The sequence below is a fragment of the Planotetraspora mira genome (assembly GCF_016863275.1).
Classification (GTDB): domain Bacteria; phylum Actinomycetota; class Actinomycetes; order Streptosporangiales; family Streptosporangiaceae; genus Planotetraspora; species Planotetraspora mira.
This window is the reverse complement of sequence record NZ_BOOO01000004.1, coordinates 129,559-155,260: the sequence shown is the minus strand read 5'-3', so window position 1 is coordinate 155,260 and position 25,702 is coordinate 129,559. Positions and strand designations below refer to the sequence as shown.

General features: G+C 69.9%; 19 protein-coding genes. 11 read left to right on the top strand and 8 right to left on the bottom strand.

Translation table 11 applies throughout. The features are described from left to right. The first annotated feature begins 160 nt into the window (after nucleotides 1-160). A complete protein-coding gene (locus Pmi06nite_RS04245; RefSeq protein ID WP_239113625.1) occupies nucleotides 161-877 on the top strand; it encodes a metal-dependent hydrolase in 717 nt (238 codons plus the stop codon). A 169-nt stretch (nucleotides 878-1,046) separates the two neighbouring features. Continuing rightward, the gene (locus Pmi06nite_RS04240; protein ID WP_203951493.1) at nucleotides 1,047-3,818 is read left to right on the top strand and encodes an aconitate hydratase; all 2,772 of its coding nucleotides are present in this window, start codon (nucleotides 1,047-1,049) and stop codon (nucleotides 3,816-3,818) included. A 52-nt stretch (nucleotides 3,819-3,870) separates the two neighbouring features. Here the strand turns inward: Pmi06nite_RS04240 and Pmi06nite_RS04235 are convergent, their stop codons facing one another. Further along, nucleotides 3,871-4,209: a type II toxin-antitoxin system PemK/MazF family toxin gene (locus tag Pmi06nite_RS04235; RefSeq protein WP_203951492.1), complete on the bottom strand. Its 339-nt coding sequence runs from the start codon at nucleotides 4,207-4,209 to the stop codon at nucleotides 3,871-3,873. Continuing rightward, entirely contained in the window at nucleotides 4,175-4,498 is a 324-nt protein-coding gene (locus Pmi06nite_RS04230; RefSeq protein WP_203951491.1) for a hypothetical protein, read from the bottom strand. The genes Pmi06nite_RS04235 and Pmi06nite_RS04230 overlap by 35 nt, the downstream gene beginning before the upstream one ends. Before the next feature lie 165 nt (nucleotides 4,499-4,663). Between Pmi06nite_RS04230 and Pmi06nite_RS04225 the strand changes: the two genes are divergently transcribed. The 7 genes from Pmi06nite_RS04225 (at nucleotide 4,664) to Pmi06nite_RS04195 (ending at nucleotide 13,882) form a co-directional block, all read left to right on the top strand. Continuing rightward, entirely contained in the window at nucleotides 4,664-5,389 is a 726-nt protein-coding gene (locus Pmi06nite_RS04225; RefSeq protein WP_203951490.1) for a TSUP family transporter, read from the top strand. Nucleotides 5,390-5,637: 248 nt separating this feature from the next. Continuing rightward, nucleotides 5,638-6,753, top strand: coding sequence for a sugar ABC transporter substrate-binding protein (locus Pmi06nite_RS04220; protein ID WP_203951489.1), 1,116 nt, complete (start codon nucleotides 5,638-5,640; stop codon nucleotides 6,751-6,753). 66 nt (nucleotides 6,754-6,819) lie between these two features. Beyond that, entirely contained in the window at nucleotides 6,820-7,596 is a 777-nt protein-coding gene (locus Pmi06nite_RS04215; protein WP_239094847.1) for an ATP-binding cassette domain-containing protein, read from the top strand. After that, entirely contained in the window at nucleotides 7,593-8,843 is a 1,251-nt protein-coding gene (locus tag Pmi06nite_RS04210) for a sugar ABC transporter permease (RefSeq protein WP_203951488.1), read from the top strand. The genes Pmi06nite_RS04215 and Pmi06nite_RS04210 overlap by 4 nt, the downstream gene beginning before the upstream one ends. Nucleotides 8,844-8,929: 86 nt before the next feature. Next, nucleotides 8,930-10,135 carry an ROK family transcriptional regulator gene (locus Pmi06nite_RS04205; RefSeq protein ID WP_203951827.1) on the top strand — a complete coding sequence of 402 codons (1,206 nt, stop codon included), beginning with the start codon at nucleotides 8,930-8,932 and terminating at the stop codon, nucleotides 10,133-10,135. 244 nt (nucleotides 10,136-10,379) lie between these two features. Continuing rightward, a complete protein-coding gene (gene dxs / locus Pmi06nite_RS04200) occupies nucleotides 10,380-12,284 on the top strand; it encodes a 1-deoxy-D-xylulose-5-phosphate synthase (RefSeq protein WP_203951487.1) in 1,905 nt (634 codons plus the stop codon). Between the two features lie 122 nt (nucleotides 12,285-12,406). Continuing rightward, the gene (locus Pmi06nite_RS04195) at nucleotides 12,407-13,882 is read left to right on the top strand and encodes an amino acid permease (RefSeq protein ID WP_275409547.1); all 1,476 of its coding nucleotides are present in this window, start codon (nucleotides 12,407-12,409) and stop codon (nucleotides 13,880-13,882) included. Here Pmi06nite_RS04195 and Pmi06nite_RS04190 read toward each other — a convergent pair. Next, entirely contained in the window at nucleotides 13,854-14,468 is a 615-nt protein-coding gene (locus Pmi06nite_RS04190; RefSeq protein ID WP_203951486.1) for a LysE family translocator, read from the bottom strand. The two genes, Pmi06nite_RS04195 and Pmi06nite_RS04190, sit on opposite strands and share 29 nt — an antisense overlap. An 85-nt stretch (nucleotides 14,469-14,553) precedes the next feature. After that, nucleotides 14,554-15,984: a sensor histidine kinase gene (locus Pmi06nite_RS04185; protein ID WP_203951485.1), complete on the bottom strand. Its 1,431-nt coding sequence runs from the start codon at nucleotides 15,982-15,984 to the stop codon at nucleotides 14,554-14,556. A gap of 225 nt (nucleotides 15,985-16,209) precedes the next feature. On the opposite strand from Pmi06nite_RS04185, the gene Pmi06nite_RS04180 reads away from it, so the two are divergent. Further along, nucleotides 16,210-19,080, top strand: a complete 2,871-nt coding sequence (locus Pmi06nite_RS04180; protein WP_203951484.1) for a helix-turn-helix transcriptional regulator — start codon at nucleotides 16,210-16,212, stop codon at nucleotides 19,078-19,080. Nucleotides 19,081-19,113: 33 nt separating this feature from the next. Here Pmi06nite_RS04180 and Pmi06nite_RS04175 read toward each other — a convergent pair whose 3' ends face one another. Beyond that, nucleotides 19,114-21,222 (bottom strand): 3-hydroxyacyl-CoA dehydrogenase NAD-binding domain-containing protein, encoded by a 2,109-nt coding sequence (locus Pmi06nite_RS04175; RefSeq protein WP_203951483.1) that lies wholly within the window; start codon nucleotides 21,220-21,222, stop codon nucleotides 19,114-19,116. After that, complete coding sequence (locus Pmi06nite_RS04170) at nucleotides 21,219-22,403, bottom strand: thiolase family protein (RefSeq protein WP_203951482.1); 1,185 nt, start codon at nucleotides 22,401-22,403, stop codon at nucleotides 21,219-21,221. The genes Pmi06nite_RS04175 and Pmi06nite_RS04170 overlap by 4 nt, the downstream gene beginning before the upstream one ends. A 133-nt stretch (nucleotides 22,404-22,536) precedes the next feature. Between Pmi06nite_RS04170 and Pmi06nite_RS04165 the strand changes: the two genes are divergently transcribed. After that, nucleotides 22,537-23,535, top strand: a complete 999-nt coding sequence (locus Pmi06nite_RS04165; RefSeq protein WP_203951481.1) for a LacI family DNA-binding transcriptional regulator — start codon at nucleotides 22,537-22,539, stop codon at nucleotides 23,533-23,535. A 54-nt stretch (nucleotides 23,536-23,589) separates the two neighbouring features. Here the strand turns inward: Pmi06nite_RS04165 and Pmi06nite_RS04160 are convergent, their stop codons facing one another. Together Pmi06nite_RS04160 and Pmi06nite_RS04155 are read right to left on the bottom strand one after the other, a co-directional pair. Beyond that, nucleotides 23,590-24,354: a class I SAM-dependent methyltransferase gene (locus Pmi06nite_RS04160; protein WP_203951480.1), complete on the bottom strand. Its 765-nt coding sequence runs from the start codon at nucleotides 24,352-24,354 to the stop codon at nucleotides 23,590-23,592. A gap of 142 nt (nucleotides 24,355-24,496) precedes the next feature. Next, nucleotides 24,497-25,363: a sugar phosphate isomerase/epimerase family protein gene (locus tag Pmi06nite_RS04155; RefSeq protein ID WP_239113622.1), complete on the bottom strand. Its 867-nt coding sequence runs from the start codon at nucleotides 25,361-25,363 to the stop codon at nucleotides 24,497-24,499. Between the last annotated feature and the right edge of the window lie 339 nt (nucleotides 25,364-25,702).

The following is a 25,702-nucleotide window of genomic DNA, read 5'->3' as shown; positions in this document are numbered from 1 at the left end:
TGTTCTGCTCTGAGAGGGCTGGGGGGTGCTCTCGGAGAGGAACAATCCCGTCTGCTGTATCTCCGGGGTCCTCGCCCATATCGGGCGACACGCGGCAAATGACCGGTTCGGTGATTTTGTCGGCCCGGTGCCGTACGATCTCCGCCGTGATCTTGTCATGATGGGGCATTCCCATGCCCTCAGTGGGGCTGTCGTCTGGCTGGCGGTCACGCCGGCACTCATAGCGTTACCTGGTCTGACCTCGCCGGAACTGGCCACGGTGACGGGGACGGTGCTGAGCCCGCCGGAGCTGATCGCGGGCGCCGTCGTCTGTGCGGGCGCGGCCATGTTGCCCGATCTGGACCATCCCAGCGCGACCATCGCGCAGACCTTCGGTCCGGCCACCTGGTTGCTCAGCAAGGGCGTCAACTTCGTCAGCGGGGGGCACCGCCACGCCACTCATTCCCTCTTGTTCGCCGCGTTCGCGGGCGTCGGCGCCCACCTGCTGGGGCAGTACTCCCCGATCGGGCGTGACGTCCTCATCGTGCTGATGATCGGCCTGGCCCTGCGTGCCATCGGCATCGGCGTCCCCGGTCGCACGATCACCTCCGCCGTGGTCAACGTGGCCCTCACCGCCGCGATGTTCATCCTGTTCCACATGCTGGGCGTCACGTACTCCTGGCTGGGATTCGCGATCGGGGTCGGCTGTCTCGCGCACGTGATCGGCGACTGCCTGACCGAGCGGGGGTGCCCCGTGCTCTGGCCCATCAAGACGCGGTGGCTGCTGCCGTTCGACATCGGGATCAAGACCGGGAAGACCTTCGAGAACAAGATTCTCGGCCCGGCCCTGTCCGTGGCGGTGGTCGCCCTGCTCTGTCTTCGCCTGATCCCCGCCTGATCAGGTCCGGCGTACTAGCTAGTAACTTGATGTCGAGATATCTTCCGAGATATCTTGATGTCGAGACATCCAACGCGTAAGGCGCACCTCGTTGCCCGGCGCGTACCGCAGGTGCGGCAGGATGCATACAACGTGAGACAAGCCCGGAAACCTGGGGAGGCGATCCTTCGTGTCCGCGAACAGCTTCGGCAGCCGTGACACGCTCCGCGTCGGTGACGCGTCGTACGAGATCTATCGGCTGGACGCCGTCGAGGGGTCGGCGCGCCTCCCGTACAGCCTGAAGATCCTGCTTGAGAACCTTCTACGCACGGAGGACGGCGCGAACATCACCGCCGACCACGTCCGTGCGATCGCGGGCTGGGACCCGGGGGCCACCCCGAGTGTGGAGATCCAGTTCACCCCGGCCCGCGTGATCATGCAGGACTTCACCGGCGTCCCCTGTGTCGTGGACCTGGCCACCATGCGGGAGGCCGTACGCGACCTGGGCGGCGACCCGGCGAGGATCAACCCCCTCGCACCCGCCGAGATGGTCATCGACCACTCGGTCATCGTCGACTACTTCGGCCACCCCGACTCCTTCGCCCGCAACGTCGAGCGGGAGTACGAGCGCAACCGCGAGCGGTACCAGTTCCTGCGCTGGGGACAGACCGCCTTCGACGAGTTCAAGGTCGTCCCACCGGGCACCGGCATCGTCCACCAGGTGAACATCGAGCACCTGGCCCGTGTGGTCATGACCCGGGACGGCAAGGCGTATCCCGACACCTGTGTCGGCACCGACTCCCACACCACGATGGAGAACGGCATCGGCGTCCTCGGCTGGGGCGTCGGCGGCATCGAGGCGGAGGCCGCGATGCTCGGCCAGCCGATCTCGATGCTGATCCCGCGGGTGGTCGGCTTCAAGCTGACCGGCAAGCTGCCCGCGGGCGCGACCGCCACCGACCTGGTGCTCACGATCACCGAGATCCTGCGCAAGCACGGCGTGGTCGGCAAGTTCGTCGAGTTCTACGGCGAGGGCGTCTCGAGCGTCCCGCTGGCCAACCGGGCCACGATCGGCAACATGAGCCCCGAGTTCGGCTCCACCTGCGCGATCTTCCCGATCGACGAGCAGACGACCGACTACCTCAAGCTGACCGGCCGCTCCGCGGAGCAGGTCGCGCTCGTCGAGGCGTACGCCAAGGAGCAGGGCCTCTGGCTCGACCCGTCGGCCGAGCCCGTCTTCTCGGAGTACATCGAGCTCGACCTGGCGACCGTGGTCCCGTCGATCGCCGGGCCCAAGCGCCCGCAGGACCGCATCGCCCTGACGGACTCGAAGTCGGCGTGGCGGGCGGCCGTCCGCGACTACGTGCAGGGCGACAGCATCCAGGGCCCCACGGACGAGTCCTCCGCGGAGTCGTTCCCGGCCTCGGACTCGCCGGCGATCTCGCACGGCGGCAACGGGGACGTGCCGCACCCCGCCCACCTCAACGGTGAGCGCCCGCACCGGCCGACCCCGGTCACGCTGTCGGACGGCACGACGTTCGAGATCGACCACGGCGTGGTCACGATCGCCGCGATCACCTCGTGCACCAACACCTCCAACCCGTACGTCATGCTCGGCGCGGCGCTGCTCGCCAAGAACGCCGTCGACAAGGGTCTGGTGCGCAAGCCGTGGGTGAAGACCTCGCTCGCCCCCGGCTCCCAGGTCGTCACCGGCTACTTCGAGCGGTCCGGCCTCACGCCGTACCTCGACAAGCTGGGGTTCAACCTCGTCGGCTACGGATGCACCACGTGCATCGGGAACTCGGGCCCGCTGGAGCCGGAGATCTCGGCGGCCGTCCAGGAGTCCGACCTCGCGGTGACCGCGGTGCTCTCGGGCAACCGCAACTTCGAGGGCCGCATCAACCCCGACGTCAAGATGAACTACCTGGCGTCGCCGCCGCTGGTCGTCGCCTACGCGCTGGCCGGCACGATGGACATCGACCTGAACAACGAGCCGCTCGGCACGGGCTCGGACGGCAAGCCGGTGTTCCTCGCCGACATCTGGCCCGCGCCCGAGGATGTCGCCTCGGTGGTGTCGGAGTCGATCGGCCAGGACATGTTCCTGCGGGACTACGCCGACGTCTTCAAGGGCGACGAGAACTGGCAGTCGCTGCCGATCCCGACCGGCAACACCTTCGAGTGGGACCCGGCCTCGACCTACGTCCGCAAGGCGCCGTACTTCGACGGGATGCCCGCGTCCCCGGAGCCGGTGACGGACATCGCCGGCGCGCGGGTGCTGGCGCTGCTCGGCGACTCGGTCACGACCGACCACATCTCGCCCGCCGGCTCGATCAAGGCGGACTCACCGGCCGGTCGCTACCTGCGCGAGCACGGCGTCGAGGTCAAGGACTTCAACTCCTACGGCTCCCGCCGCGGCAACCACGAGGTGATGATCCGGGGCACCTTCGCCAACATCCGGCTGAGGAACCTCCTGCTCAACGGTGTGGAGGGCGGCTTCACCCGCGACTTCACCCAGGGCGGCGAGCAGGCGTTCATCTACGACGCCTCGAGCAACTACCAGGCGGCGGGGATTCCGCTGGTCGTCCTCGCGGGCAAGGAGTACGGCTCCGGGTCGTCCCGTGACTGGGCGGCCAAGGGGACCGCGCTGCTCGGTGTCCGCGCGGTCATCGCGGAGTCCTACGAGCGCATCCACCGGTCGAACCTGATCGGCATGGGCGTGCTGCCCCTCCAGTTCCCCGAGGGGCAGACCGCGGCCTCCCTCGGACTCACCGGTGAGGAGACCTTCGACATCACCGGAGTCGAGGCGCTCAACGACGGGACGACGCCGGCGACCGTGACGGTGAGGGCCGGCGACGTCGAGTTCCAGGCGGTCGTGCGGATCGACACCCCCGGAGAGGCCGACTACTACCGCCACGGCGGCATCATGCAGTACGTCCTGCGGTCGCTGCTCGCCAAGAGCTGACCTCAACCGCCTTGAGCCGCCCGGACCTCCGTCCGGGCGGCTCACTGGTTTGTCACTTCCGCAGCAGGTGCTGGAGAACGCCTTTCAACTGGTCGAAGACCGCGTCGTCCACATGCCCCAGCCGCCGATGGAGCCTGCGCACGGATACGCTCCGCAACTGCTCCAACATGGCCCAACTCGGCTTGTCCAGACCTGTTTCCAGGGTGTCGACCGCGACGTGAAACGGCCAGTCACGCCGCGTCGTGGTGACGGGTGCCGTGATCACGAGGCCGAAGGGGAGACTGTTGAGCGCTGGGCCGCTCATGATCACCGCAGGCCGTGTGCCGGCCTGCTCTCGGCCGAGCGGCCTGCCGTAGTCAGCCAGCCAGATGTCGCCCTGATCGATTCTCATCGTGCTCCTGAGGGGTGAGATGGGAGAAGTCCTCCGGCTCGAGGCCGTCCGCCACGGCGTTGTCGAAGATCGCGGTTTCGGCGAGATAGTCGGCCCAGGCCTCGGGATCCGCCTGAGTGCGCGCGACCGCTGCCGCGGACTCCTGGATGAACTTCTTGTGCTCGTAGTCGGCGACGGCGTCGTCGATCACTGCGGTCATGGGTCTGCCTTCCTGTTCGGCGATGTCCGCGATCTTGTCGCGAGTAACGGTGGTGACCCTGATCGTCGTGTGCTTCTGCTCGCCGTTCATACGAAAGAGGCTACGCCGATGTCTACAGATGGGTCTATGTCGACGTCATCGAGATACAACCATACGAGTCGCCGGTTGGTGTTCGCAAGAGAATTCGATTACTGACGGTGATTGAGGGCTTAACCGGTTGCCGGGGGACGGCGGCGGGCGGCAGGGTTGCCCAGCATGTGGTCTGAGCTGTTCCCGCTGCTCGCGGGTGGTGTGGCGGTCTTCGTGGGTGCGGTGGTCCAGGGAGGGATCGGATTCGGTCTGGGGCTCATGGCCTCACCGCTGATCGCCATCACGAACCCGGGTGTCATGCCGGGCGCCGTCCAGGTCGTCAACGCCACGCTGCCGCTGTTCACGCTGGCCGTCGAGTGGCGCCGGATCGACTGGCGCGGCCTCGGCTTCGCCCTCCTGGGAAGGCTGCCCGGCAGTGTCATCGGGGCCGTCGTCGTGGTCTACGTGAGCACCAGTGCGCTGGGCGTCCTCGTCGGGGTGATGGTGGTGGCCGCGGTCGCGCTGACGGCGCGGGCGCCGGCGGTGCCGCGCAACGGGATCACGGTCACGGCGGCCGGGTTCCTCTCCGGGATCACCGGGACGGCGACCGGCATCGGCGGCCCGCCCATGGGGCTGGTCTACCAGAGTGCCCGGGGGCCGCAGATCAGGGCCACTTTGGCGCTGTTCTTCCTGGTGAGCGCCGTACAGTCGCTGGGCGTCCTCGCCCTCGTCGGCAAGTTGCCCGCCCGCGCGCTCGGGACCGGGGCGGCTCTCATTCCGTTCATGATCCTCGGGTTCGCCGTGTCGGGCCCCCTCCGCCGCCGCCTCGACGGCGGCAGGCTGCGCGTCGCGGTGCTCGCGGTCGCGACCGTGTCCGCGTGCACGCTCATCGGCCAGAGTCTTGCCAGGTGATGACGGCCCGGCCAACTCTCGTTTCTTCATTGTTACCGCGGACAACAAAAGTTACCGTCCTGTGTCTTACCTCCCCCTTTGGTTCTGACTTACGTTGTCCCAAACAACATTCCCTGGAGCGGTGAGTGCCGTGACCCGGCGTTGCCGAACCGGGCGGTCGACCAGCAATCTCAGTGCCGGCTTCTGAGATCGCACGCGTGGTGGGCCGCACCTCTTCATAGACCCCCAGTCAGAAAGGACCCACGCCAATGCGCAAGGGGATCCTCACAATCGGCGCCACCGTGGCGGCGCTCTCCCTTGGTCTCACCGCCTGCGGGGGCGATGACGGTGGCACCTCGGCCTCGGCGAGCGGAGCGCCGTCGGCGACCGCCGCCTCGGTCGGCAAGATCGGCGTCATCCTCCCCGACAGCAAGTCGTCGGCCCGGTGGGAGACCGCCGACCGGAAGTACCTCAAGGAGGCCTTCGACGCGGCCGGTGTCGAGTCGGACATCCAGAACGCCCAGGGCGACAAGACCGCGTTCCAGACGATCGCCGACCAGATGATCACGAACGGCGCCAAGGTCCTGGTGATCGTCAACCTGGACAGCGGCACCGGCAAGGCCGTGCTGGACAAGGCCCAGTCGCAGGGCGTCGCGACGATCGACTACGACCGCCTGACCCTCGGCGGCAGCGCTTCCTACTACGTGTCGTTCGACAACGAGAAGGTCGGCCAGCTGCAGGGTGAGGGCCTGGTGAAGTGCCTCACCGACGACAAGGCCGACAAGCCGATCATCGCCGAGCTGAACGGCTCGCCGACCGACAACAACGCGACGCTGTTCAAGAACGGCTACGACTCCGTCCTCAAGGCGAAGTACGACTCCGGCGACTACGTCAAGGGTCCGGACCAGTCGGTTCCCGACTGGGACAACGCGCAGGCCGGCACCATCTTCGAGACGATGCTGACCCAGGAGCCCAAGATCGCCGGCGTCCTCGCCGCGAACGACGGCCTCGGCAACGCCGCCATCGCGGTGCTGAAGAAGGAGAAGCTCAACGGCAAGGTCCCGGTCACCGGCCAGGACGCGACCGTGCAGGGCCTCCAGAACATCCTCGCCGGCGACCAGTGCATGACGGTCTACAAGGCGATCAAGAAGGAGGCGGACGCCGCCGCGCAGCTGGCCATCGCCCTCGCCAAGGGTGAGAAGCCGGCCGCTCCCGCGAACACCAAGGACCCGGAGTCGGGCCGTGACGTCCCCTCGGTCCTGCTCGACCCGCAGCCGATCTACTTCGACAGCGTCAAGGACGTCGTCGCCGACGGCTACGTGACCAAGGACGAGCTGTGCACCGGCGACTTCGCCGCCAAGTGCACCGAGGCCGGCGTCAGCTAAGTTCCACCCGATCGGGCCGGTACGGCAGCAGCCGTACCGGCCCCTTGAAGTACGGAGTCATCCATCGTGTCCCAGGGACCGGTCCTGGAACTGCGCGGCATCAACAAGAGCTTCGGTGCCGTTCAGGTCCTTCACGACGTCGCCTTCTCGGTGTACTCAGGAGAGGTGACAGCACTTGTCGGCGACAACGGCGCCGGTAAGTCCACGCTGGTGAAATGCATCGGTGGGATCCACCCCATCGACGCCGGCGACTACTTCTTCGAAGGTGAGAAGGTCCACGTCAGCGGGCCCAGGGACGCCGCCGACCTGGGCGTCGAGATCGTCTACCAGGACCTCGCCCTCTGCGACAACCTGGACATCGTCCAGAACATGTTCCTCGGTCGCGAGCGCAAGAGCGGGCTGGTCCTCGACGAGGCCACGATGGAGGAGATGGCGGCCAAGACCCTCGACGGCCTGTCGGTCCGCACGGTCACCTCGCTCCGCCAGTACGTCGCCAGCCTCTCGGGAGGCCAGCGCCAGACCGTCGCGATCGCCAAGGCCGTCCTGTGGAACAGCAAGGTCGTCATCCTCGACGAGCCGACCGCCGCGTTGGGCGTCGCCCAGACGGCGCAGGTGCTCGAACTGGTCCGGCGGCTGGCCGACAACGGGCTGGCCGTGGTGCTCATCTCGCACAACATGAACGACGTGTTCGCCGTCTCCGACCGGATCGCGGCCCTCTATCTGGGACGGATGGCCGCCCAGGTCAAGACCTCCGAGGTGACCCACTCGCAGGTCGTGGAACTCATCACGGCCGGGCGCAGCGGTGAGCTCGGCATCAAGAACGGCAACGGAGCGGCATCATGACGACGGAAACGCTCCCGGAGCAGGCGCACAAAGCCGACGCGTCCATCGGCGGCTATGTGAAGAACTACCTCGACCGGGTCCGCGGCGGCGAGTTGGGCGCCCTGCCCGCGGTCTTCGGCCTCATCGTGCTCTGCGTGTTGTTCTCGATCCTCCGGCCCGCCTTCCTGACGCCGGGGAACTTCGCGAACCTGTTCACCCAGGGCGCGGCGGTCGTGGTCATCGCGATGGGCCTGATCTTCGTTCTCCTCCTCGGTGAGATCGACCTGTCCGCGGGCTACGCCAGCGGCGTCTGCGCGGCCGTCCTGGCCGTGTCGCTCACCAACAACGGCTGGCCCTGGTACACCGCCGTCGCCGCCGCCATGCTGACCGGTGTCGTCATCGGCCTGGTCCTCGGCGCGCTGGTCGCCAAGCTGGGCGTCCCCTCGTTCGTCGTCACGCTGGCCGCGTTCCTGGGCTTCCAGGGCGTACTGCTGCTGCTGGTCAAGGGCGGCACGAACATCTCGATCAGGGACACCACGATCCTGGCGATCGCCAACAAGAACGTGCCGCCGATCGTGAGCTGGATCGTGCTGGTCGTCGGCGTGGTCGTCTACGCGGGCATCCAGCTCTTCAGGGCCCGCCGCCGCATCGGCCGCGGACTGCTGGCCGACCCGCTCGCGCTCATCGCGTTCCGCGTCCTGTCGCTCGCCGTGATCAGCGGTGTGGCGGTCTACGTGCTGAACCTCGAGCGCAGCCGCAACGCCCTCATCGTGTCGCTCAAGGGCGTGCCGATCGTGGTCCCGGTCATCGTGGTGCTGCTGTTCGTGTGGACGTTCGTCCTGCGCCGCACGGCGTACGGCCGGCACATCTACGCCGTCGGCGGCAACGCCGAGGCCTCGCGCCGCGCCGGCATCGACGTGGACCGCATCCGCATCTCGGCGTTCGTCATCTGTTCGTTCATGGCGTCGATCGGCGGCATCATCGCGGCGTCCCGCGCCAACTCGGTCGACCCGAACACGGGCGGCAGCGACGTGCTGCTGTTCGCCGTGGGAGCGGCCGTCATCGGCGGCACCAGCCTGTTCGGCGGCAAGGGCCGGGCCCTCGACGCGGTGCTCGGCGGCGCCGTCGTGGCCGTCATCCAGAACGGCATGGGCCTGATGGGCTACAGCGCGGGTGTGAAGTACGTCGTCACCGGTTCGGTGCTGCTGCTCGCCGCCGGGGTCGACGCCCTGTCCAGGAAGCGGGCGGCCTCGACCGGCCGACGATGAACCCCCTATGAACACAACAAGGTGATCGCCGCCGTAAGGTGATCACCGGTCCCTGACCCCCGAGGAGAACCGAGGCTGTCCAGATGATGCGCGCAGGTCCCTCACAGGAGGAGATCCGCAAGCACAACCTCGGCACACTGCTCCGCCATGTCCACCTGGGAGGGCCCACCTCCCGGGCGGAGCTGACCAGCCTGATGGGGCTGAACCGCAGCACCATCATGGCGCTGACCGCCGACCTGACGGCCGCGGGCCTGGTCAGGGAGGAGCTCCCGAAGGACACCGGCAAGGCGGGGCGCCCGTCGCTGGTCGTCCGGCCGGAGTCGTCAAGGGTCTACGTGCTGGCGTTCGACGTCGGCGTGGACCGGCTCGCCGCGGCCCGCGTCGGCCTCGGCGGGGTGATCCTGGACCGCCGGGTCGCCCTGCGGCAACGCGGGTCGTTCGACATGCCGCAGGTCGTCGCCATCCTGGCGGGGTTCGCCAGGCAGATGCTCCGCAAGACGCGCCCCGACACGATCTGCGTCGGGGCGGCCGCGGCGTTCTGCGGCGCCGTACGGAAGTCGGACGGGGTCGTCAGGATCGGGCCGAACATCGGCCTGGAGGAGATGCCCTTCGGCGAGGAGCTCTCCGGAAAGCTCGCGCTCGGGCTGCCTGTGAACGTCGGGAACGACGCCAACCTCGGTGCGCTCGCCGAGCACACGCGCGGGATCGGCCTGGGCTGCCGCGATCTGGTGTACCTGCACGGCGACGTGGGGATCGGCGGCGGCATCGTGGTGAACGGCCAGCTCCTCGGGGGGTTCGCCGGCTACGGGGGAGAGGTCGGCCACATGATCGTCAACCCCGGCGGCCGGCCGTGCGCCTGCGGCTCCCGGGGCTGCCTCGAAGCCGAGGTGGGGGAGCGGGCGCTGATGGAGCACGCCGGGCGCGACGGCGGTGGGGCGGTCGGCAGGGACGGTGTGCGATCCGTGGTCGACGCCGCCGACCGGGGCGACGTGGTCGCCCAGGAGGCGCTCCACGGGGTGGGCAACTGGCTCGGCCTCGGCGTCGCGAACCTGGTCAACATCTTCAACCCCGAGATGGTGATCTTCGGGGGCACGCTCCGAGAGATGTACCTGGGGTCCGCGGCCCAGGTCCGCAGCCAGATCAACACCGGGACCCTGGGCGCGTCGAGGGAGAACCTGCGGCTGCGCACGTCGGGACTGGGGGACGACGCGCCCCTGCTGGGAGCCGCTGAACTCGCCTTCGGCAAGGTGCTCGCGGACCCTCTCGACGTCCTGTCCCGCCAGACCTCGTGACTTGGGTCACAGGCCCGCGAAGTCGGGCGAAAGCCTAAGACGAAGCGCGAATGGGCATCCCACCCCATATGGAAGCGCCGTACGGGGATGGGGGGACCCCCGATGTCGAGGTGAATGGGTGGTAAAGCACAATTAACGAGAATTCCCTCTCGGGGTGTGAAGGTTCAGTGCGGTTCCTAGAGGGAGAGACGCTCTCGCGAACTACACTCTGGTCTGTTCGAAGACGAGCGAAAGGGATGACTCGGTGGGGATTCTGGAGACGATTAAGGACCCGCTCGATCTGAAGAACCTGGCCGCCGGCGATCTGCCGGAGCTCGCCATGGAGATCCGGGACCTGCTGGTCTCCGCCGTGGCCCGCACAGGCGGCCACCTGGGTCCCAACCTCGGTGTGGTGGAGCTGACCATCGCCCTGCACCGCGTCTTCGACTCGCCGCGCGATCGGATCCTCTTCGACACCGGCCACCAGACGTACGTGCACAAGATGCTGACCGGCCGCGCGGGCGACTTCGGCACGCTGCGGCAGGAGGGCGGGCTGTCCGGCTACCCCAGCCAGGCGGAGTCCGAGCACGACGTGATCGAGAACTCGCACGCCTCCACCGCGTTGTCCTACGCCGACGGCCTGGCCAAGGCGTTCACGCTCCGCGGCGAGACCGACCGCACCGCGGTCGCGGTGATCGGCGACGGCGCGCTGACGGGCGGCATGGCCTGGGAGGCGCTGAACAACATCGCCGCGCGCAAGGACCTGCCCCTGATCATCGTGGTCAACGACAACGGGCGCTCCTACTCCCCGACGATCGGCGGCCTCGCCTCGCACCTTTCGACTCTGCGGATGACCCAGCGGTACGAGCAGGCGCTGGAGCTCGTCAAGAACAACCTCGGCCGGGTGCCCGTCGTCGGCGCGCCTCTGTACGAGACGCTGCACGGGGTCAAGAAGGGGCTGAAGGACATCTTCACCCCTCAGGTCATGTTCGAGGACCTGGGCCTGAAGTACGTCGGCCCGATCGACGGCCATGACGAGCCGGCGGTCGAGGCGGCGCTGCGCCGGGCGAGGGCCTACCGCGGGCCGGTCATCGTCCACGTGCTCACGCACAAGGGACACGGGTACGCGCACGCGGAGAACCACGACGAGGACTGCTTCCACAGCCCGCAGCCCTTCGACGTCGAGACGGGTGAGGAGCGGGCGAGGCCGCACAGCTGGACGAACGTGTTCAGCGAGGAGATGGTGAAGATCGGCGCGCAGCGGGAGGACGTCGTCGCGATCACCGCGGCGATGCTCCACCCGGTCGGGCTCGCCGCCTTCGCCGACGCCTACCCCCAGCGGATCTACGACGTGGGCATCGCGGAGCAGCACGCGCTGACCAGCGCCGCCGGTCTCGCCCTCGGCGGTCTGCACCCCGTGGTCGCGATCTACGCGACCTTCCTCAACAGGGCCTTCGACCAGCTTCTGATGGACGTCGCCCTGCACCGGCTTCCGGTCACGGTCGTGCTCGACCGCGCCGGCGTCACCGGCGACGACGGGCCGAGCCACAACGGCATGTGGGACCTGTCGATGCTCCAGGTGATCCCCGGCCTGTCGATCGCCGTGCCCCGCGACGCCGTACGGCTGCGCGAACTGCTCGCCGAGTCGGTCGCCGTCGAGGGCGGCCCGTCGGTCGTCCGCTTCCCCAAGGGCGCGCTGCCGCGGGAGATCGAGGCCGTCGGCCACCTCGGCGGGATGGACGTGCTGCGCGCGGGCGACCCCGACGTCCTGCTGGTCGCCGTCGGCCCCATGGCCGACATCTGCATGGACGCGGCGACCCTGCTCGACGCCCAGGGCATCTCCGCCACGGTGGTGGACCCCCGCTGGGCCAAGCCGCTCGACGAGGCCCTGGTGCTCGCGGCGGCGGCGCACAAACTGGTCGTGGTCGTCGAGGACGGCGGGCGGTCCGGGGGCGTGGGCGACGCCGTCGCCCGCATGCTGCGCGACGCCGACGTGGACGTGCCGGTGCGGACCTACGGAATCCCCCAGCGGTTCCTCGACCACGCCAAGCGCCAGAAGATCCTCGCCGAGATCGGTCTCACCGGTCAGGACCTCGCCCGGGAGATCACCGAGGCGGTCGCCAAGCGCTCGCCCGTGCTGGAGCGGCATCCCGCGCGCCAGCCGCAGTGACCGGTGTGTGATCCGGCGGCGCCGGACCCGTCCGCCGGGTCCGCGCCCGTCGGCGTGAACCGGGCGTAACACCGGCGATTACGGGAAGTCTGCAGGTCATCGAAGCGATGAGGAGCCTGCGGATGAGCGTGTTCCGGACCAAGACGGTTGAGCAGTCGATCCAGGACGCCGAGGGCGGCGAGCATCGCCTGAAGCGGACCCTGAGCGCCCTCGACCTGACCGTGTTCGGAATCGGCGTCATCGTCGGCACGGGCATCTTCGTCCTGACCGGCGTGGCGGCGCGCAACACGGCCGGTCCGGCCGTGGCGCTGTCGTTCGTCGTCGCCGGCATCGCCTGCGCCCTCGCGGCGCTCTGCTACGCCGAGTTCGCGTCCACCGTGCCCGTCGCCGGGTCGGCCTACACCTTCGCCTACGCGACGATCGGGGAGTTCCCCGCGTGGATCATCGGGTGGGACCTCATGCTCGAGATGGCTCTCGGCGCCGCCGTCGTCGCCTCCGGCTGGTCGGGATACCTCACGTCGCTGCTGAAGAACTTCGGGATCGACCTGCCGGCCTCCCTGGCCGGCGACGCCGCCGTGGTCAACGTGCCCGCGGCGCTGATCGTGCTGGCGCTGACGGGCGTCCTGGTCGCCGGGATCAAGCTCTCGGCGCGCTTCAACGCGACCATGGTGGCGATCAAGATGGCGGTCGTCCTGCTCGTCATCGTCGCCGGGCTCTTCTACGTGAAGGGCGCCAACTACCAGCCGTTCATCCCGCCGTCCCACGCGGTCGAGGGCAAGGGCGGGCTCGCCGCGCCGCTCATCCAGGTGCTGTTCGGCGTGCAGCCGGCGGTCTTCGGCGTATTCGGGATCTTCACGGGCGCGGCGCTGGTCTTCTTCGCCTACATCGGATTCGACGTGGTCGCCACGGCGGCCGAGGAGACCCGCAGGCCCCAGCGCGACCTCCCCATCGGCATCATCGCCTCGCTGGCCGTCTGCACGATCCTCTACGTCGTGGTCTCCCTCGTCGTGGTCGGCATGCAGCACTACTCCTCGCTGAGCGTGTCGGCGCCGCTCGCCGACGCCTTCCGGGCGGTGGGGGCGCCCTGGCTGGCGACGCTGATCAGCGTGGGCGGCATCGCGGGGCTGACCACGGTCGTGATGATCCTCATGCTGGGACAGAGCCGGGTGCTGTTCGCGATGTGCCGGGACAACCTGCTGCCGCGGTCTCTCGCCCGCGTCCACGACAGGTTCCGCACGCCGTACCGGATCACGATCGTCATCGGGGTGGTGACGGCGCTCCTCGCGGCGTTCATCCCGCTCGCGGCGATCGCCGAACTGGTCAACATCGGCACGTTGTTCGCGTTCGTGGTGGTCTCGATCGCGGTGATCATCCTCAGGCGGACCCGGCCGGAGCTGCCGAGGGCCTTCCGGACGCCGTGGGTGCCGTTCGTGCCGGTCCTGGCGGTGCTCTCGTGCGTCTATCTGATGCTGAACCTGCCGGTGGAGACCTGGCTCAGGTTCCTGGTGTGGATGGTCATCGGGGCCGGCGTCTACTTCGGGTACGGCCGCCGCCGCAGCCGGGTGTCGGTCACTGAGGAGCCAGTCCTCGAAAACTGAGGACGGCGCCCGCGGCGGTCAGCAGGAGCCCGCTGCCGCCCAGCAGCAGCCGGTAGCCCCTGAGGCTGAGACGGTGCCTGCCCGCCCCCACCGCCCAGGCGAGGGCCACCTTGGAGCCGCACAGGACCAGGTAGAAACCGCCCACGAAGGCCAGGGCCGACGCGGGGGAGTGCTCCCACGCGGCGTCGAAGGCCGGTGCGCCGACGGCGATCCAGAACAGCCAGGGGTGGGGGTTGAGGAGGTTCACCGCGACCGCGCTCAGGACCTGCCGCGCAGAGGACGGCTCGGCGTCGCCGGGCCGCGGCGGCTCGGCCGTACGGGCCTCGCGGATGGTCGAGACGCCCAGGTAGACGACGTAGAGCCCGCCCACGGCCGACAACACGCGCACGAACGTGCCGGGCATCGCCCCGACGGCGGTGAGGGACAGGAGCACCACGGGGAGGTCCGACAGGAGCGGCACACAGGCCAGGCGCACTCCGGACCGGAAGCCGCCGCGCAGGCTGGCCGCGATCACGAGGCTCAGCAGCGCGCCCGGAGTGACTCCGGCTCCCAGCCCGAGGCTGAGCCCCAGCAGCAACTCCGTCACGCGGCGCCCCTCCAGATAGATGTTCCGGGGGAGGCTATCGAGAGGGCCGCCCGCAGTCGAGCCGGCCCCGTCCGCGGCCGTCCATTCAGACCGGCCGCGGGCCGGGAGTCGTGGGCCGGGCGGATCCGTCGATGGGGATGCGCAGGACGAATCGGGCGCCGCCGAGGGGTGAGTTCCCGACTGTCAGCGTCCCCCAGTGGGCGTGGGCGACGTCGCGGGCGATGGCCAGGCCCAGGCCGCTGCCTCCCCGGTCTCGGCTGCGCGCGGCGTCCAGCCTGGTGAACCGCTCGAAGATCCGGTCTCGCTCCGCTTCTGGGACTCCCGATCCGTCGTCGGAGACCGACAACTCGGCGAAGCGGCCGTCGCGGCGCACCTCGACCTGGACGACGTGCGCCGCGTGCCGCTGGGCGTTGTCGAGCAGATTGGTCAGCACGCGGGTCATCTGGACCCGTGACGCGTGAACGGTCACTCCGGGCTCGAGCCGAAGCCGCGCCGGAATCCGGTCATGGCGTCGGGAGATCTCCTCGCCGACCAATCCGGGCAGGTCCACGAGTTCGCGTGCGGCCGGTGCCCCCGCGTCCACCCGTGCGAGCAGGAGCATGTCACCGGTGATCGCCTGCAGCCTGTCCACGGCGCTCAGAGCATCGCGGATCACCAGGGGCCGCTCCGCCTGACGGGGATGCAGCCGCGCCTCCTCCAGGAGGACGCGCAATCCGGCGAGGGGCGTGCGCAGTTCGTGCGAGGCGTCACCGGCGAACCGGTGCTGCCGCGTCAACTCCTGCTCGGCACGCCCACCGGCCTCCTCCAGCCGGCCGAGAGTCCCGTTGATCGTCTTGGCGAGCCGGGCGACCTCGGTCATCCCCCGTGGCTCGGAAACGCGGCGGCCGAGGTCATCCGCGGTGATCGTGGACAGCTGCGTGCTGATGGCCTCGATCGGGGACAGGAGGCGACCGGTGACGGTCCAGATCGCCCAGGTGGCCACCGTGACCAGCACAGCCGCCTGGACGACGAACAGGAGTCCGCCCATCGAGAGGGAGGCTCCGTCCGGCACCCGCCGGGCCGCGTAGACGACGGCGGAGCCCATGGCGGGATCGACCCTGAAGGCCGCGACGTAGAGGCACCCGAGACGCCGCTGCGCACACGTGCGGACGTCCTGCCGCGGATTGCGTGACGACGGCCACACCTGGGTCAGCGGGGCGAGCCCGCGAGCGGCCGTCGTCGCGGCGAGTATTCGGCGGCGCATGCTGACGACCTGGATCAGGTCGACGCCGAGGACCTCTGGTTGCACCGGATTCCGCAGATGGCCGAAACGGACGGAGTCCGCGGTCAGCACGGCCTGGCGCTGGACGGCCAGCCAGGCGGTCTGCCGCTCCGCCTGACGCGTCAACAGCTCCTTCTGCACACACGCGGGCACCATGAGGAGCACGAACAACACGGTGATCAGCAGGGCCGTGCGAGAGCGTATGGACCGTGGGAACGGCGGTGCGAACGGGGTGGGCAGCGATATCGCGCGCACGAAGACCTCCTCGCCTGATCGTCGGCGTTCTGCCGTGACCACCCTCGTGAGCCCGTACGCCGTGCGACTGCCGGGCCCGCCTGGATCGAGGGCGGCTCTGAGCATCGTGGCCTGGGACGGCGGCCACCACATCGCATGTTCGCGCGACATTGCATACCGCATACAGCTGGCTCACGATGGGGTCGGGAGATCGGACGAAAACCGCCGAACCGTAAGCTCAGGGGTGTGGCGGGCGCTTGTACGCACGAGTGGGCGGCCGCGGGCGGGCTCGACTCCGGATGGTCGTCATGGCCGGAGTGGCGTGGCCGTGCGCGCCAGTGGAACCTCGTGGCGAAGGCGCTGCGGGAGGCCCGCGCCGGCCAAGGAAGCGTCCTGCTGGTCGAGGGCCGGGTGGGGATGGGCAAGAGCAGCCTGCTCGGCGAGGCGGCCGGCGCCGCGGAATGGGCGAGGTTCCCAGTCGGCAGGGGCGCCGCGGACGAGCTGGACCTGGCTCCGCTGGCCCCCCTGAGATCGGCGTTGCAGGAGATCTCCGGCGCTCCACTCGCCATCGGACATACGGACACCCCGGCTTCCGCTGATATGCGGCTCCTGATGGTGAGGCAGTTGGCCGAACCGCTGGAGGGGCTGGTCGCGCAGGGGCCGGCGTTGCTCGTGCTCGACGATCTGCAGTGGGCCGATCCGCTGACCCTGCTGGCGATACGGTCACTGGTGCGAGAGCTCGCCTCCTACCCGCTCGTGTGGATGTTGTCGCGCACCACGGAGGGCGCGCCCGCGTCCCCTCTGGACAATCTGTACGACAGGTTGGAGCGCGACGACGCCACCCGGATCATGCTGGAGGCACTGGACGATCAGGCGGTGGCCGAGGTCGCCGCAGACGTCTTGGGCGCCGTGCCCGCACCTGACGTGCTCGCCGTGGCCGCGCTGGCGGAGGGGCTCCCCTTCCTGCTGGTCGAGTCGCTCGAGCAGCTGAGTTCTGAGGGCTTGGTGGAGGTGGCCGGCGGACACGCGCGGCTGGCGTCGGAACAGCTGCCGCGCGTTCAAATGATCACGCGCAAGCGCATCGACGAGCTGTCCCCGCAGACCCGCAACCTGCTCCAGGTGGCTGCGATCCTGGGCCGCACGGTGCCGGTCCGCGATCTGGCCACGATGCTGGGCAAGCCGATCAGTGGCCTGATCTCGAAGCTGGACGAGGCGATGGCGGCGGGCATCCTGGTGGCCGGTGCGGATCAGCTTGCCTTCCGGCATGAGCTGTTGCAGCACGCGGTGCTCGAGACGCTGACCCCGCCGGTCCGGCTGGCGCTCCACCGTGAGGCGGGGCAGATGTTGCTCGACAGCCGCGGCTCCGCCGTCCCGGCCGCCCCGCACCTCATCAAGAGTGCCCTTCCCGGTGACGCCGGAGCCGTCCGCGGCCTGGACCGCGCGGCGCGGGAGGTGCTCGCGACCTCCCCGCACACCGCTCTCGAGCTGGCGATGCGGGCCGTCGAGATCAGTGATCTCACCGACCCCGATCGGTTCGACCGCATCGCGACGGCGGTGCACGCCCTGACGGTCACCGGACAGGTGCCGGAGGCGATCCAGCTCGCACGCGAAGCGCTCGGCACGGCTTCGCCCGGTCGTGGCCTACGCCTGCGCTGCGCGCTGGCGTACACGCTGCTGCTGAGTGGCCGGCCCGCCGACGCGGTGGCCGAGGCCGAAGACGTGCTCGCCCGGCGAGACGTGTCCGACGATCTTCGCGGCGTCGCGGAGGCAGCCCTCTTCTGGGGACTGTTGTCGCTCTCCGACTTCTGGAAGGGCCGGCGGCGCGCGGAGGCCGTCCTGGCCGACCGCGAGCCGCGCGACGACACGGCCCTGGTCGGGGCCCACATGGTGCTCGGCCAGTTCGCCATGGTCGACGGGAAGGTCTCCGAGTCCTTCAGCCACCTGGAGGAGGCGGTGCGGATCGCGGGCACAGGCGCGGTGGAGGCCATCGAGCGCCCGTTCCCGCGCATGTTGCTGAGCCTGAACCACAAGTTCATGCGGCAGTTCGCGGAGGCCGAGTCCAGCATTGAGACGCTCGCCGAGGAAATCGAGGCGCTCGGGCAGACCGTGCAGGCCGCGCAGCCCGCGTTCTTCCGCAGTTGCCTGAGGCTGGCCGAGGGCCGGTTGGACGACGCCGTGGCCGAGGCCCAGGCCGGGCTGACGATCGCCGAGGAACTGGGCACTCATGGATTCGACCTCGCGGGGCTCTACGTGCTCGCGATCGTCTCCGTACGGCGCGGCGACCTCGAATCCGCGGCCCGGTACATCGACCGCTATCAATGCGAGCGCGGCGACAGCGGGATGATGTACGGCGCGGCATGGGGGAGATGGGCGAGGGCGGTGGTCGCGGAGGGCCAGGGAGAGCCCGATCGGGCGATGGAGGTGATCCGGATCGCCTACACCGATGCGCGGGAAAGGCGTTGGACGCTCCTCGTCGAGCCCGCCGCGGCCGCCTGGATGACCAGGCTGGCGCTGGCCACCGAGAACCGGCGGTACGCGGAGGAGATCGTCGAGGTGGCGGAATCGCTGGCTCGGGACAACGCCGGCTTCCCCGTGCTGGCCGCCGCGGCCGCTCATGCCTGTGGCGTCCTTCATCGGGACACGACGGCTCTGACCAGGGCTGCCGCCGATCTTCCAGACCCGTGGGGCCGGGCGTCGGCCGCCGAAGACCTCGGCGTCGTCCTGCTCGAGGGCCCGGGCCGCCGAAGTCGGCAGGCCGCCGTCGACAGCCTCGAGTGTGCGCTCGACCACTACGACCGGATCGGCGCGTCGCGTGACGCGGCCCGGGTCAGGGCCCGGCTGCGGGAGTTGGGCGTCCGCCGCCGCCACTGGACGCGTGCCGACCGGCCGAACACCGGCTGGGACAGTCTGACCGAAACCGAACGCGCCGTCGCGGCACTGATCGCCAAGGGGCTGACCAACAGGCAGGCGGCCGCGCAGATGTTCCTGTCGCCCCACACGGTGTCCACCCACCTGCGCCATGTCTTCAGCAAGCTCGGCATCGCGTCCCGCGTCGAACTCGCCCGGCTCACCGTCAAAGGACACCTGATCGACTCGCCGGACGGCGGCGACGCGTAGTGCCGCGACCAGGAGGCCGCGGCACGACGCTGATCAGGCCGCGGGGACGGACGCGACGCCGGGGGCCAGGAAGCGGCCGCCGGTGACCTCCTCGGAGATGCCGGTCCTGTCCAGATACGGCGTGACGCCGCCGGTGTGGAACGGCCAGCCGGCCCCGAGGATCATGCACAGGTCGATGTCCTCGGCCGCCGACACGACGCCCTCGTCGAGCATGAGCCTGATCTCCTGAGCCAGCGCCCTGAGCGCGCGGAGCCGTACCTCGTCGCCCGTGGACGGCCGCGTGCCGCCCTCGAACAGCGCCCGCACCTCGGGGTCGATCTGGAAGTCGGCCCCGTAGACGCCCGGCTTGCCCGCCGCCACGAGCCTGGCCAGGTTCGCCGAGACGCCGTAGCGGTCGGGGAAGGCGGCGTGCATGGTCTCCGCCACGTGCAGCGCGACGGCCGGGCCGACGAGTTGGAGCAGGGCGAAGGGGGTCATCGGCAGTCCGAGGCCGTCGAGCGCGTGGTCGGCCGTCTCCAGGGGCGTGCCCTCGTCGGCGGCGGCGATCACCTCGCCCATGAAGCGCGTCAGCAGCCGGTTGACGACGAACGCCGGGGCGTCCTTGACCAGAACCGACGACTTCTTGAGTGACTTGGCGACGGAGAAGGCCGTCGCCAGCGTCGCGTCGTCGGTGGCCGAGCCCCGGACGATCTCCAGCAGCGGCAGCACGGCGACCGGGTTGAAGAAGTGGAAGCCCACGACCCGCTCGGGGTGCCGCAGCCCGGAGGCCATCTCCGTGATGGACAGAGAGGACGTGTTGGTGGCCAGCACGCACGTCTCGGAGACGACGGCCTCGACCTCGGCGAACACCTGCTGCTTGACCTTGAGGTCCTCGAAGACGGCCTCGATGACGAAGTCGGCGTCCGCGAACGCGTCCTTGGTGAGCGAGCCGGTGACCAGGGCCTTCAGCCGATTGGCCTGGTCACCGGAGATCCTGCCCTTGGCCAGCAGCTTGCCGACCTCGGCGTGGACGTAGCCGACGCCCTTGTCGAGGCGGTCCTGATCGAGGTCGGTCAGGACGACGGGGACCTCGAGCCTGCGCGCGAACAACAACGCGAGCTGCGACGCCATCAGTCCGGCGCCCACGACGCCGACCTTGGTGACCTTGCGGGCGAGCGCCCTGTCCGGTGCGCCCGCGGGCCTCTTGGCCCTGCGCTGGACCAGGTCGAACGCGTACAGCCCCGCCCGCAGTTCGTCGCCCATGAGGAGGTCGGCGAGTGCCTCGTCCTCGGCCGCGAAGCCCTCGTCCCGCGACGCCGTACGGGCCAGGGCGATGAGGTCGAGCGCGCGGTAGGGCGCGGGGGAGGCGCCGCGGAGCTTGAGGTCGACCAGCGTGCGCGCCTGGTCGATCACGGGCGTCCAGTCGGCGTCGGTGTGCGGCGCCCGCCGTACGGTGATCTCCCCGCGCAGCACCTGGGCGGCCCAGCGCAGCGACTCCTCCAGGAAGTCCGCAGGTTCGAACATCGCATCGGCGACGCCCAGCTCGAACGCGTCGCGGCCCTTGATCATCCGGTTCTGCGAGAGCGGATTCTCGATGATCAGCTTGATGGCCTTCTCCGGCCCGATGAGGCGGGGGAGGAGCTGGGTTCCGCCCCAGCCGGGCACCAGACCGAGGAAGCACTCGGGGAGCGCGATCGCCGGCATGCCGGACGAGACCGTCCGGTAGACGCAGTGCAGGGCGATCTCCAGGCCGCCGCCCATCGCCGCGCCGTTGACGAAGGCGAACGACGGGACGCCCAGCTCACCGAGCCGGCGGAAGACGTGGTGGCCGAGCGCGCCGATGGCCGCGGCCTCCTCGTGGGAGGTCACCGCGACCGCCCCCTTGAGGTCAGCCCCGACGCCGAAGATGAACGGCTTGCCGGTGACGCCTACGGCCACGACGTCCGTCCGCCCGGCGATGCCGTCGAGGGCCTCGTCGAGGGCGAGGAGGCCGAGCGGGCCGAAGGTGTTCGGCTTGGTGTGGTCGAAGCCGTTGTCCAGCGTGATCAGGGCCATCGTGCCCGCGCCGTACGGCAGGTCGACGTCGCGCACGAGTGCGTCGGTGACGACCTCGTCGGCGTTCTTCCCCGCGAGGAGGGACTTCCACTGCTCGACGTCGCTCATGCCAGGTTCTCCCAGATGACAGTGCCGCCCATGCCCATGCCCACGCACATCGTGGTGATCCCGTACCTGACGTCGGGCCGCTCGGAGAACTCGCGGGCCAGTTGCGTCATCAGCCGCACGCCCGAGGACGCGAGGGGGTGGCCGAACGCGATCGCGCCGCCGTACGGGTTCACGCGGGGGTCGTCGTCGGCGATGCCGAAGTGCTCGAGGAAGGCGAGCACCTGGACGGCGAACGCCTCGTTGATCTCGAACAGGCCGATGTCCCCGATCGACAGCCCGGCGAGGCGCAGCGCCCGCTCGGTGGAGGGGATGGGACCGACACCCATGACCTCGGGGTCCACTCCGGCGAACGCGTAGGAGACCAGCCGCATGCGCGGGGTCAGGCCCAGCTCCCGCGCGACCTCCTCGGCGGCGACCACGCAGCCCGTCGCGCCGTCGTTGATGCCGGAGGCGTTGCCCGCGGTGACCCGGCCGTGCGCGCGGAACGGGGTCTTCAGCGCCCCCAGCCCCTCAAGCGTGGTGCCCGGGCGCGGGGCCTCGTCGACGGTGGCCAGGCCCCAGCCCTCGGCGGCCTTGCGCGTCGCCGTGGGCACCAGGTCGGGCTGGATCTTGCCGTCGGCGTACGCCTTGGCGACCTTCTCCTGCGACGCCACCGCGAACGCGTCGGCGCGGTCCTTGGTGATGGAGGGGAACCGGTCGTGCAGGTTCTCCGCGGTCATCCCCATGACCAGGGCCGAGCCGTCGACGAGCTGCTCGGACAGGAAACGGGGATTGGGGTCGACGCCCTCGCCCATCGGGTGGCGGCCCATGTGCTCGACGCCGCCGGCGATGGCCACGTCGTAGGCGCCGAACGAGATGCCGCCCGCGACGCTGGTGACGGCGGTCATCGCGCCGGCGCACATGCGGTCGATGGCGTAGCCGGGCACCGACTTGGGCAGCCCGGCCAGCACGGCCGCCGACCGGCCGATGGTCAGGCCCTGGTCGCCGATCTGCGTGGTCGCCGCGATGGCGACCTCGTCCACCCGGTCGGGCGGAAGGTTCGGATTGCGCCGCATCAGCTCACGGATGACACGGACGACCAGGTCGTCGGCACGCGTCTCGGCGTACAGGCCCTTGGGGCCCGACTTGCCGAAAGGTGTCCGAACGCCGTCGACGAAGACGACTTCACGGGATGCGGGCACGGGGTTTCGCTCCTACTGCTCGGCAGCTTCCGAAGCCAATGCTACTGGCCAGTAACCAGCGCCCGGATCGGGGGGTCCGCGGACCGCCTTGCCATACTGGAAATCGCTTTCCTGATCGTCGGCGGGAGGTCGTGTGGTCACACTCGAGGACGTGGCCCGGCATGCCGGGGTCTCGCTCGCCACGGCGTCGCGCGTGCTCAACGGCAGCTCGCGCCAGGTCGGGCGGGCGATGCGGGAGCGGGTAGAGAAGGCCGCCGCCGAGCTCGGATACCGGACCAACGTGGCCGCGCAGACCCTCGCCCGCGGCGCGAGCGACGTCATCGGGCTGGTCGTCCACGACCTCGTCGACCCCTACTTCGCGGCCATCGCCGACGGCGCCATGCGGGCCGCCGACGCCCGCGGTCACATGGTCATGGTCGGCACCACCCACCGCGACCCCGAGCGTGAGATCGCCTACGTGTCGACCCTCCACGCGCAGCGGGTGCGGGCGGTCCTGATCGCCGGATCCCGCGTCACCGACGCCGCCGTGACCGACCGGCTGAGGGCCGAGCTCGGCCGTTACCAGGAGACGGGCGGCCGCGTCGCCTGCGTCGGGCAGGATCTGCTCGGCGTGGCGACCGTCGCCCCCGCCAACCGGGAGGGGGCGGCCGACCTGGCGAGGGCCCTGGCCGCGCTCGGGCACACCAGGTTCGCCGTGCTGGCGGGCCCGCCCCATCTGGTCACGGCGGTCGACCGCCGCACCGGCTTCGCCGAGGCGCTCGCGGACCTCGGCCTGCCCGAGCCGCAGATCGTGTACGGCTCGTTCGACCGGGGTGGCGGCTACACCGCGGTCCAGGAGGTCGCGGACGCCACGTGCGTGTTCGCCGTCAACGACGTGATGGCCGTCGGCGCGCTCGCCGCCCTGCGGGAACGGGGAGTGCGGGTGCCGGACGACGTCTCGGTGGCGGGCTTCGACGACATCGCCACCCTGCGGGACCTGACGCCGGCCCTGTCGACCGTACGGCTGCCGCTGGCGGACATGGGGGCCCGGGCGGTCGAACTGGCCCTGTCGGGCGACCACGGTGATCCGCCGGTCGTGGCCGGGGTCGAGGGCCGGGTCGTCCTGCGGGACAGCGTCCGCCACCTGCCCTAGTCTTCTGAGTCTGGAAAGTCCCGTCTGCCCGGCGCTGTGTGGTGCGCACGCTCCCTAGGGCATTCCGGGAGGGAGGGGCTTCGCGGTATCGCGCCGCGCCACGAACACGAACTCCCTGCCCGGCCGGTCGGGTGCGTCGCGTACGTCCTCGACGACGAAGCCGTGCTCGTGCAAGTCCCGCTCGATCTCCGCACGTTCGCGGAAGCGAAGTGTCGATTCCGAGGTCAGTACGTCCCCGTCCACAGCGAACACGTGCGTACCCCGGAAGCTCACCAGCGGCAGGCTCACGTCCGTCAGCTCGGCCCAGGTCTCGACGTGGCCGACGCCCGGGATGTCCGTCATGCGGTACGTGGTCTCGCGCGTCCACTCCGCCCACTCCTCCCACACGCGCTGCGCCGGGTCGCGCGTCTCGAAGACAAGCCGCCCGCCGGGCCGCAGCGCCTCGTACGCGCCGCGCAGCGTCGTACGCCATGCCTGCGGATCGGCGATCGCCTGGGCGACGTTCCCGGTCATCGTCACCAGCTCGATCTGCATGGGCGGCAGGTCCCCCGCGTCGCCGTCGAGCCAGCGCACCCGCTCCGCGCCCGGCTTGCCACGCGCGACGTCGACGGACGCCCGCGCGGGATCGATCCCGGTGACCGCAATCCCGCGCTCGGCGAGCAGCAGCGCGAACACGCCCGTACCGCACCCGATGTCCAGCACGGACCGCGCGCCGAACTCCTCCGCCATCGCGAGATACGCGTCGAGATCGCTGCGGTCCGGATCGAGTGGGTCGTAGATGGCGGCGAGGCGCGGATGCCCGAAAGTTGCGTCAACCATGGAGGCGAACGTATGTGGCCCCGAGCCCGCGCGGCCACTGCCTTTTCGGGTTACGGTGCCACGCGGGCGCGGCGAAGTGCGCCGCTGATCCCGGCGCCCCTATCGGGCACGGCCGTACCGAAGCGAACCTCGGCCAAGCCGCTTACACCCTGCTGACGAGGCTTGCGTAGCGGGCCTTCATCGTGGTCACGACCTCGTCGGGGTCCGCGGCCCAGACGTCCGCGTTGAAGATCTCGACCTCGACGTCGCCCCTGTATCCCGCCGCGGCGACGGCGTCGGTCAGCGGTCCGAAGTCGATCACCCCGTCGCCCATCATGCCGCGGCCGAGCAGCACGTCGGCGGGAAGCGGGCTGAGAAAGTCGCAGACCTGGTAGGAGGCGATGCGCCGCTCCGCCCCCGCCCGCTCGATCTGCTCGAAGACCTGGGGATCCCACCACACGTGGAAGGTGTCGACCACCACCCCGACCGTCTCCGGGGCGTACGGTTCGGCGAGGTCGAGCGCCTGGCCGAGGGTCGACAGGACGGCCCTGTCGGCGCAGTACATGGGATGGAGCGGCTCCAGAGCCAGCCGTACGCCGCGCTCGGCGGCGTAGGGGACGAGCAGGGTGAGAGCTTCTGCGATGTGGTTCCGGGCGGCCGTGAGGTCGCGGGAGATCTCACCGAGGGGTTCGCCGGGGACCACCCCCGGCAGCCCGCCGACCACCATGACGAGGCATGCGGCCTCCAGGGCGGCCGCCTCGTCGATGGCCCGCCGGTTGTCCTCCTCGAAGCCGGGCGCGGTGAGGAACCCGCCCCTGCAGAGGGACGACACGCGCAGGCCCGCGTTCCGGACGAGCGCGATCGTCTCGCCGAGCCCCTGCGCGGCCACGTCCTGCCGCCAGAGCCCGATGGCCTCAAGGCCGTGCCGTACACACCCGTCGACGGCCTCCGCCACCGACCACCGCCTGGTCGTCCACTGGTTCAACGCCAACCGCTTCACCGCCCCCACCCCTCCGGCGTGATCATGCACAGGTTCGTCAACATGGCCCCTCACCAGCCCCTTTCTTTGTGGTGATCATGCACAGGTTCGTGATCAAGCCGCCTGGCCTGGGCGTATCCAATCGGTGATCATGCACAGCTTCGCGATCAGGTCGTCTGAACTGGGCCGACACAAGTGGTGATCATGCAATTGGCCTGATGGACGCCCAGGCCAATTGCATGATCACGGTCGATGTTCCCGCAGGTCGGGTCGGGTGTGCGCGAATCTGCGCATGATCACGGCGGGTGTTTTTGCAGGTCAGGCGTGCCGCACACGAATCTGTGCATGATCACCACCAGGGGAGTGCCTGGTCGAGTGGCATGATCCCGA